The 9,083-nt window shown below is 69.6% G+C and carries 5 protein-coding genes; all 5 read left to right on the forward strand.

The window, feature by feature from the left end; translation table 11 throughout:
• Window positions 1-19: 19 nt before the first annotated feature.
• On the forward strand, window positions 20-2,578 hold the full coding sequence (locus ACIHAO_RS39830; protein ID WP_396566964.1) for a PEP/pyruvate-binding domain-containing protein: 2,559 nt from the start codon (window positions 20-22) through the stop codon (window positions 2,576-2,578).
• Window positions 2,575-3,246, forward strand: a complete 672-nt coding sequence (locus ACIHAO_RS39835) for a tyrosine-protein phosphatase (protein ID WP_396566966.1) — start codon at window positions 2,575-2,577, stop codon at window positions 3,244-3,246. The genes ACIHAO_RS39830 and ACIHAO_RS39835 overlap by 4 nt, the downstream gene beginning before the upstream one ends.
• 135 nt (window positions 3,247-3,381) lie before the next feature.
• Window positions 3,382-5,673: a glycosyl hydrolase family 95 catalytic domain-containing protein gene (locus ACIHAO_RS39840; protein ID WP_396566968.1), complete on the forward strand. Its 2,292-nt coding sequence runs from the start codon at window positions 3,382-3,384 to the stop codon at window positions 5,671-5,673.
• A gap of 2 nt (window positions 5,674-5,675) precedes the next feature.
• Entirely contained in the window at window positions 5,676-7,967 is a 2,292-nt protein-coding gene (locus tag ACIHAO_RS39845; RefSeq protein ID WP_396566970.1) for a glycosyl hydrolase family 95 catalytic domain-containing protein, read from the forward strand.
• A gap of 60 nt (window positions 7,968-8,027) precedes the next feature.
• A complete protein-coding gene (locus ACIHAO_RS39850) occupies window positions 8,028-9,008 on the forward strand; it encodes a peptidylprolyl isomerase (protein WP_396566972.1) in 981 nt (326 codons plus the stop codon).
• The last annotated feature ends 75 nt before the right edge of the window (window positions 9,009-9,083 follow it).

Genomic DNA, 9,083 nt, shown 5'->3' on the forward strand with positions numbered 1-9,083 from the left:
CAAACACTCCCTGGAGGTAATGAAAGTGATTCTCGAGCTCGCCGAAGCGGGAGGAAGCCCGCGCGACCTCGTCGGCGGCAAGGCGGCGAACCTCGCGGAAATGACTTCGGCGGGTTTTCCCGTGCCGGAGGGTTTCTGCGTCACGACCGCCGCGTACCGGCAGGTGCTCTCCGACGGCGAGGGGCCGCGATTGCTCGGCGAGCTGACCAGGGTGCCGTCCGACGACGAAGGACGGCTGGCCGAACTGGCGGACCGGTTGCGGGCCCATGTCCTGACCGTGCCGATCCCGGCCCGGCTCGAAACCGGGATCGTCGAGGCGTACGAACGGCTTTCGCGAGGCGAGCCGGTGGCGGTCGCGGTGCGGTCTTCGTCGACGGCCGAGGATCTGCCGGACGCCAGTTTCGCCGGGCAGTACGACACCTTCCTCGACATCCAGGGCTCTGGTGAGGTGCTCGCGGCGGTGCGCCGATGCTGGGCCTCGCTCTGGTCGGAGCGGGCGACCAGGTACCGGGCGGCGCACGGCACCGATCGCGGACCCGCCATCGCGGTGATCGTGCAGCGCCTCGTCGACGCCGAATGCGCCGGTGTGCTGTACACGGCGAATCCGGTGTCGGGCAAACGTTCCGAGATCATCGTCGACGCCGCTCCCGGCTTGGGGGAAGCGGTGGTTTCCGGGGCGGTGACCCCGGATCACTACCGGCTGACCGTCGACGGCGAATCCCTCGAAGGCCCGGACGACGGTTGCCTGACGCCGTCACGGCTGGGTGAACTCGCGGCCGTCGGCAGGCATCTGGAGAAGCACTTCGGCGCCCCGCAGGACGTCGAGTGGGCGTTCAACGGCGAGGGCGAGCTGTGGCTGACCCAGTCACGGCACATCACCACGCTGTTCCCCGTCCCGGAGAGCGACGAACCGCGCGCGTACTGGTCGGTCAACGTCTATCAGGGGATCAGCCGGCCCTTCACGCCGATGGGCGCGTCCATGATCCGCGAACGCCAGCGCGGGATGGCGGCGTACATGAGCGCGCTCGGCTTCTCCGACGAGATCACCGACGTGGACGGGTGGCTGTACTGGGACATCACCGACGGCGTGCGGAGCCCGGCGAAGCGGCCGAAGATGTCCGCGTTCGTGGACAGTCTCGCCGCGCCTTCGGGACGGCTCGTCGAGCAGCTCGGCCGTGATCGCCGGTTCCCCTCGGTGGCGTCCGGTTCGGACGAGGACGCCCCGCCGAAGAAACGGCGCCGCCGCTGGGAACGGATGATCCCCGCGTGGCTGTGGCCGGAGCAGGCCCGCGCCAAGGTCGTCCGCGACGCCGAACGGCGGATCGCCGCCTTCACCGGGCCCGCCGAGGCGACGGCGGAAGAACGGCTGTCCTTTGTGGAATCCGTCCGGCGTGAGGTCTGCCGGATCGAGGCGAACCTCCCTCGCGACGCCAACACCGCGGGCGGGACAGGCGGGCAGCTGGCCGGGCAGTTGCTGCGCGGTCACGTGAGCGACGCCGAGGTGGCCACCGTTTTCCGGGGTATCCCGCACAATCCGACCACCGAGATGGATCTGGCGTTGTGGCGGGCGGCGGCCGCGATCCGGCGCGACGACGAGGCCTTCCGGCTGTTGCTGGAGACCGCGCCCGACGAACTGGCCGCCAAACACCTCGCCGGGACCCTGCCGGAGGTGATCCAGCACGGCGTCGCCGGGTTCCTGGCCGAATACGGCTGCCGCGCGACCTCGGAGATCGACTTCGGGGTGCCTCGCTGGACCGACGACCCCGAGCCGGTTTTCGCGATGCTGTCGAACCTGCTTCGCGCGGAAGGGGAGGAGCAGGACCCGGAAACCCGCTTCGAGCAGGCGGCCGCGGCGGCCGAAGCGCGGATCGTCGAGCTCACCCGGCGGCTTCCGGTGACCAAGCTGCACCGGGCGCTGCTCGCGCGGTTCCTGCTCCGGCGGTCGCGGCGGTTGCGTGGCCTGCGTGAGTTCCCGAAGTTCTGCCTCATGCGCGGTTTCGCCGCCCTTCGGACGCAACTGCTCCTCGTCGGCGAGGAGATCGTGCGGGCGGAGCGCCTGGAACGGGCAGGCGACGTGATGTTCCTCGATCTCGCCGAAGTCCGCGAAGCCTTGGACAGCAGGGACTTCCGCGCGACCGTGGCACGGCGCAGGGAGACCTGGGAGCGGGAATCCCGGCGGCCACGGGTGCCGTCGGTCGTGCTTTCCGACGGCACCGCGCCCGCCCTCGAATCCACTTCGGACGGTGGCGACCTCACCGGGCTGGCGGCGGCCGGGGTGGCGACCGGCCGGGCGCGGGTGATCCACGATCCGGACGGCGCACGGATCGAACCGGGTGAGATCCTCGTCGCCGCGACGACGGATCCCGGGTGGACGCCGCTGTTCCTGACGGCCGCCGCGCTGGTGACCGAAACGGGCGGGATGATCTCCCACGGCACCACCGTGGCCAGGGAGCACGGGATCCCGGCCGTGGTCGGCGTTCCTGGTGCGACGACGCGGATCGTCACCGGTCAGGTGATCACCGTCGACGGTTCCGCCGGGACCATCACCTTCGGCGAGACGGCGGAGGATTCCCGGTGACCGCGGTGGCATCCGCGCTCACCGGCGCGTTCAACTTCCGTGACACCGGCGGCGGGCCGATCCGGCGGGGGAGGCTGTTCCGCAGCGACACCTTGCAGGCGCTCACCGGAACCGACAAGGAACTCCTGCTCGGGCGGTTCGGGATCGAGGGGGTCCTCGATCTCCGCTCCAGCGCCGAGACGGTCAGCGAGGGCCGGGCGGAGTTACCCGGCGTCCGCTATGTGAACGTGCCGTTGAAAACCGTCCAAAGCGGACGGTCGAGCGCGCTGGAGGAAATCTACGTCGATCATCTCCGGCACGATGAGAACCTGTCGATCGCCATGGAGATCCTGGCGGTCCTGCTGACCCGTCCCGTCGTGGTGCACTGCGCGTCGGGCAAGGACAGGACCGGCGTCGTCACGGCACTCGCCCTCGGGCTCGCCGGGGCGCCGCGGGAGCTGATCGTCCAGGACTACCTGCGCAGCGCGTACAGCCTTCCCCGGGTGATCGAGCGGTTCCGCCCCCTCGGCTTGCCGGAGGAACTGTTCCGGTGCACGGAGAGCACGATCAACGCCTTGCTGGACAGCGTCGAGGACGATTTCGGCGGATTCGCCGGCTGGGCCCGGCAGCGTGGCGTGTCCCGCGCGGCCGTCCGGACACTGAAGGCGCGTTTGCTCAACAACAGGTGAATTGTCCGACGAGACATCGGATGTCTGTACGGCTACGTGAGTGAAAGGGATGGCCAAACCTCGACTATTTCTGGAAACATGCCGGTCGCCAGGACCTGAACTGCGGTAAACGTAGTATGAATCTGGAGGCGACCCATGGCCGAGCTGTCCAGGCGATCGATGCTGAGGGTCGCGGCGGGAGCGGCGGCGCTCGGCGGGCTTTGGGCTCAAGGGGCGCCTCCGGCACTCGCCGGGCAGGACGTCCATCGCCGGATCGTCGACGACGCGCGCATGGCCTGGAAACGCATGCCGAAGAACTGGCAGGAGGGTCCGTTCCTCGCCAACGGCTTCCTCGGCGTGCAGTTCTACGCGGGGGCGCGGCCGAACGTCCTCAAGGTGATGCTCAGCCACTCCCAGGTCCAGGACCAGCGCGGACAGTGGGAAGCGGGTATCGGGTACTCGCGGCTGCCGATCGGCTACCTCACCCTCACCTTCGAGGGCGCGATCACGGCGGTGGACTGGCATCTCGACCTGTACAACGCCGAACTCGGCGGCACGATCACGACCACCCGGGGTTCGGTGCGGTTCTCCGCGCTGGTCCACAACGACCAGGACCTCCTCCTCGTCTCGCTCGCCGGGGAGGCGGCCGCGGACTGGGGGTTCACGCCGCTGAAGTCGGCGACGACGAGGACGATCCGCAAACCGCCCGAGTACACGGCCAATCCCGATCCGAAGCTCGCCACCGCGGGCATGGTCCGGTACTGCGAGCAGCCACTCCACGCGGGCGGCGGGTACACGACAGCGTGGCGTGAGCGGACCATCGGCACGCGACGGCTCCTGGCGGCGACGATCGCGTACGGGTACCCCGAGCCGACCCATACGGCCGAGGCGATCAGGAGGGTCCACCGGGCGTCGGCGGTGAACCCGGACGCGCTCGTCGCCGGCCATCGGCGCTGGTGGAACGCCTTCTACCGGCGCAGTTTCGTCTCCGTTCCGGACAAACGCGTCCAGCGGTTCTACTGGATCCAGCTGTACAAGACCGCTTGCGCCACCCGCGCGAACGGCCCCGTCGTCGCCGAATGGGGACCGTGGTTCCCGGAGGTCGGCAACAGTTGGACGGCGGTGTGGTGGAACCTCAACGTCCAGGTCACGTACCCGATCGTCAACAGCAGCAACCATCCCGAACTCGACGCCGTCACCGCGACCTTCCGCCGCGATCACGCGAACCTCGAACTCTCGGTGCCGCCCGCGTACCGGGACGGCGAGACGTACGCGCTTTCGCATCCGGGGGACTGGCGGCTGCGGCCCGGCGGTACGCGTGCGGTCGGGATTCCGGGCCCGGCCACGAAGAACGACCAGACCGGCAACCTGATCTGGGGCCTGCACAACGTCTGGCTGGCGTATCGGCACAGCATGGACGTCCGCATCCTGCGCGAAGTCCTGTATCCGACGCTCGCCAAGGCCTTCAACTACTACCGCCACTTCCTCGCCGCCGGCCCGGACGGCGCCCTGCACCTGCCGATGACCAGGTCACCCGAGTACGCGGACGCGGCCGACTGCACCTACGACCTGTCGCTGATCCGCTGGGCGGCGCGCACCCTCGTCGAATCGGCGGCCAAGCTGCGGATCGACGACCCGCGGGTGCCGGCGTGGCGGGAGATCGCCGAGAAACTGGTGCCGTACCACCAGGATCCCGCCCAAGGCGTGCTGATCGGCGCCGGTGTCCCGCTCGCCGATTCACACCGGCACTTCTCGCATCTGCTCTGGCTCCATCCGCTGCGGGAGAAGCTCTGGGACCGCCCCGGCGACCGGGACATCATGCGCCGCACCTTCGCGCATTGGGCCGGTGCACAGGAGAAATGGCACGGCTACAGCTTCGCGGCCGCGTCGTCGATGAGTTCCGTGATGGACGCGCCAGAGGAAGCGTTGCGCTACCTGAAGATCTTCCTGGACGGGACCGTCGTGGCCGACACTCGGCTGACGCCGAACACGATGTACCGCGAAGGCGCGAACCTCGCGATCGAGAGTCCCATCACCGCGGCGCAGTCCGTTGTGGACATGCTGCTGCAAGGCGATCACGGCGTCCTCAAGGTCTTCCCGTCGGTTTCGACGGCGTGGCCGGAGGCGTCGTTCGCAAGCCTGCGCACGGAGGGCGCCTTCCTCGTGGACGCCTCCCGGCGGAACGGCGCGACCGAATGGCTTCGTGTCCACAGCGAAGCGGGCGAGCCGCTCACGCTCCAGCACGGGATCCCGGGTGACATCGAGGTCCGTGACGCCCGCGGGCGTCGGCTCCCTTGGCGGGCGGCGGGGCCGGGCACGATCTCGATCCCGCTCGGCCGCGGCGGGACGGCCGTCGTCACCCGGCGCGGCGCGCGCCCGGCACTGGAGCCTCGCGACGTGCCCGGTGACCGTGAAACTCCGGCATGGGGACTCGACCAGGAGGTCTGAGGATGGACATCACTCGCAGGACGATGCTCGGCGGGGCACTGGCGGGCGTGGCGGCGGCCGGGTTCGCGCCGCCGGTGTCGGCGGTGGAGAACGACTTCGCGCTCGGCGGGCTCGACTGGCCCGGCTTCCTCGGTACGGCCGACCTGCTCTGGCGCCGGATGCCCAAGACCTGGTACGAGGGCCCGTTCCTGGGCAACGGTTTCCTCGGCTCGGGTATCTACGCCGAACCGGGCCGCAACGCCGTCCGGTTCAACGTCCAGCACAGCGAAGTGCAGGACCACCGGCCGGAATTCGGCTCCCTGTTCGGACTCGCGCGGCTGCCGATCGGCTACTTCACCCTCGAACCGGTCGGCGCCATCACCGGGATCGACTGGCGGATGGACCTCTGGAACGCCGAACTCAGGGGCACGATCACCACGGCCGCGGGCAGCCTCTCGCTGCGGGCGATCATCCACACCGGACAGTCGCTGCTAGCCGTCGAGATCGAACCGACCGAGGGCGAGCGCGGCTTCGAGTGGACCTTCCACCCGGCCGAAGCGGTGAGCCCGAGAACGGATCCGAAGTTCGGGAAGCCGCCGCCCGCCGGATACGTCGCCAACCCGCCCGCGAGTCTGGAAACGAGTGGTGACAGCAGGATTTCGGTGCAGAGTCTGCTGGCGGGCGGCGAGCATGTGACGGCTTGGCGCGAGGTCGCCCGGGGATCGAAGCGCACGCTGTACACGTCCGTGGCGTGGTCGTATCCGAAAAGGACGGCCGCGCGAGAGGCATTGAAGACGGTCCGCCGGGCCGAGCCGTTCTCCGCGTTGACGGCGGAACACCGACGTTGGTGGCACGACTACTACCGGCACGGTTTCCTGTCCATTCCGGACACCCGGCTCCAAGGCTTCTACTGGATCCAGCTGTACAAGATCGCCTCCGCCGCGCGCCGGGAAGCGCCGGTCATGGCGACCTGCGGACCGTGGCTCGAACCGACCCCGTGGCCCGCGACGTGGTGGAACCTCAACGTCCAGCTGGAGTACTGGCTCATCCACGGGTCCAACCACCTCGAACTGGACGCCGTCGGCCACGCGCTCGGCAAGTACCGGGCGAACCTGACGAGCCAGGTCGCCGAGCCGTACCAGCACGATTCGGCGGGCATCCCGCGCACGACCGACATGACCCTGCTCAACGGTGCCGCCGGGACGAACGCCGGGTTCCCCGTCGGCGTTCCCGGCAAGGAGACGCCGACGCCGGAGGTCGGCAACCTCACCTGGGCATCGCACAACGTCTGGCTGTCCTATCGGCACACGATGGACCGGCGCCTCCTGCGGGACATCCTGTTCCCGCTGCTGCGCAAGGCGATCAACTACTACCTCCATTTCCTGGCACCCGGGCCGGACGGGAAGCTGCACCTGCCCGCGACGTTCTCCCCGGAGTACGGCGTCAACGCGCCCGACTGCACCTACGACCTCGCGCTGATCCGCTGGGGCTGCCGGACGTTGCTGGAGTCGGCGGCGGAACTGCGGATCGAAGACCCGCTCGTGCGACGGTGGCGGGAAGTCCTGGCCACGCTGGTCCCGTATCCGGCCGACGCCAACGGCTACATGATCGGCGCCGGGGTGCCGTTCGCGAAATCGCATCGGCACTACTCGCATCTGCTGCAGATCTACCCGCTGTACGAGATCACCTGGGAGCGCCCGGAGCACCGGCGGATCATCGAGACCTCGCTCGACCACTGGGTGGGCTTCGAGGGCGCGTTGCAGGGTTACACGTTCACCGGCGCCGCGTCGATGTCGGCGCAGATGCTGCGCGGCGAGAAGGCGGAGTTCTACCTCGGCGAACTGCAGCGGCGCTACATCCAGCCGAACACGATGTACAAGGAATCCGGTCCGGTCATCGAGACGCCGCTCTCGGCGGCGCAGTCGCTGCACGACATGCTCGTACAGAGCTGGGGCGGGGTCATCCGGCTGTTCCCGGCCGTGCCCGCGAAATGGGCGGACGCCGCGCTGCGCGACTTCCGCACGGAGGGCGCGTTCCTGATCAGCGCTTCCCGGCAGGGCGGCAAGACGCGATGGGTCAAGATCACCAGCGAGGCCGGGGCGCCCTGTGTGCTCCGGACGGACCTCGGCGGGGAGCTGACCGTCCGGGACCGGCGAGGGAGGCCGAAACGCTGGCGGCGGCTGCCGAACGGGGACGTCCGGATCGACCTGCGGCGTGGGGAGGAGGCCGTCGTGCACCGCGCGGGCGACCGGCCGGACTTCGAGATCCGGCCGGTTCCGGCGAACGGGGACGGCACGCCATGGGGGATGCCGTGACGTCGTGACCGGCCATGCGCGAGAGTGTTCCTGTACTTCCTCCGGACGACAGGAGCACAGATGTCCCAGCCACCGCAGCCGGGCGAGCCCGAAGGCCAGACGCCCGACCCCGGGGCTCCGCAGGGGCAGCCGTACCCCCAGCAGCAGTATCAGCAGCCCTACCCGCAGCAGCATCCGCAGCAGCAGGGCTGGTACGGGCCTCCGCAACAGCCGCCGCCCTCGTCGAACAAGACGGCGCTCTGGGTCGGGCTGGGGGTGCTGGGGCTCGTCGTGGTGGTCGCCGTCGTGGCGATCACCGGATTCGTGGCGCCGGGCTTCTTCCTCTCGGACTCGAAGAGCGAGGCCCCGGTCGCGGCGCCGTCTTCGGCTCCGCCGTCGAGCGCGCAGGACACGACTGCGGAGAGCCCGGTGGGGGTCCCGGCAAGCCGCATGGACCTGCCGAAACGCGCGACGCCGCTGGCCGATCCGGCGAACTGCGCCTACCCGGCGGATGCCACCGGTTCGGTGCCGAAGAAGGCGAACCCGCCCGCGGCGGGCCCGACCCCCGCGACCGGCACGATGGCCGTCACGGTCAAGACGACCGCGGGCGATATCGGGCTGACGCTCGACCGCGGGCTCGCGCCGTGCACCGTGGCGAGCTTTCTTTCGCTGGCGCAGCAGGGTTATTACGACGGCACCTCGTGTCACCGGCTCGGTACCTCCGGCTTGCAGATGCTCCAGTGCGGCGACCCGGAAGCCTCCGGGATGGGCGGACCGGGCTACAACGTCCCGGACGAGGCCTTCCCCGAGGTCAGGTACGGCCGGGGCATTCTCGCCATGGCCAAGCGGCAGACGCCGAACTCGGGCGGCAGCCAGTTCTTCATGGTCTACGGCGCGGCGGAACTGCCGCCGGACTACACGGTGTTCGGGAGCATCTCGGACCCCGGTCTGCAGACGCTGGACAAGGTCGCGCGTGCTGGGGTGGACGACGCGAAGGGTCCTGGTGACGGAACGGGGCCGCCGCGGATCCCGGTGACGTTCCAGTCGATCGCGGTGGGCTGACCGCGGTTGCCGGAAGGTCCGTGAAGGCCTCCTTGAGGGACCCAGGGTCCCTCAAGGAGGCCTTCACGGACTTCG

This window comes from Amycolatopsis sp. NPDC052450 (assembly GCF_044547565.1).
Classification (GTDB): Bacteria; Actinomycetota; Actinomycetes; order Mycobacteriales; family Pseudonocardiaceae; genus Amycolatopsis.

Coding starts and splice junctions, on each gene's coding strand:
- ACIHAO_RS39840 (WP_396566968.1), top strand. CDS start 3,382: ATGGCCGAGCTGTCCAGGCGATCGATGCTGAGGGTCGCGGCGGGAGCG.
- ACIHAO_RS39845 (WP_396566970.1), top strand. CDS start 5,676: ATGGACATCACTCGCAGGACGATGCTCGGCGGGGCACTGGCGGGCGTG.
- ACIHAO_RS39830 (WP_396566964.1), top strand. CDS start 20: ATGAAAGTGATTCTCGAGCTCGCCGAAGCGGGAGGAAGCCCGCGCGAC.
- ACIHAO_RS39850 (WP_396566972.1), top strand. CDS start 8,028: ATGTCCCAGCCACCGCAGCCGGGCGAGCCCGAAGGCCAGACGCCCGAC.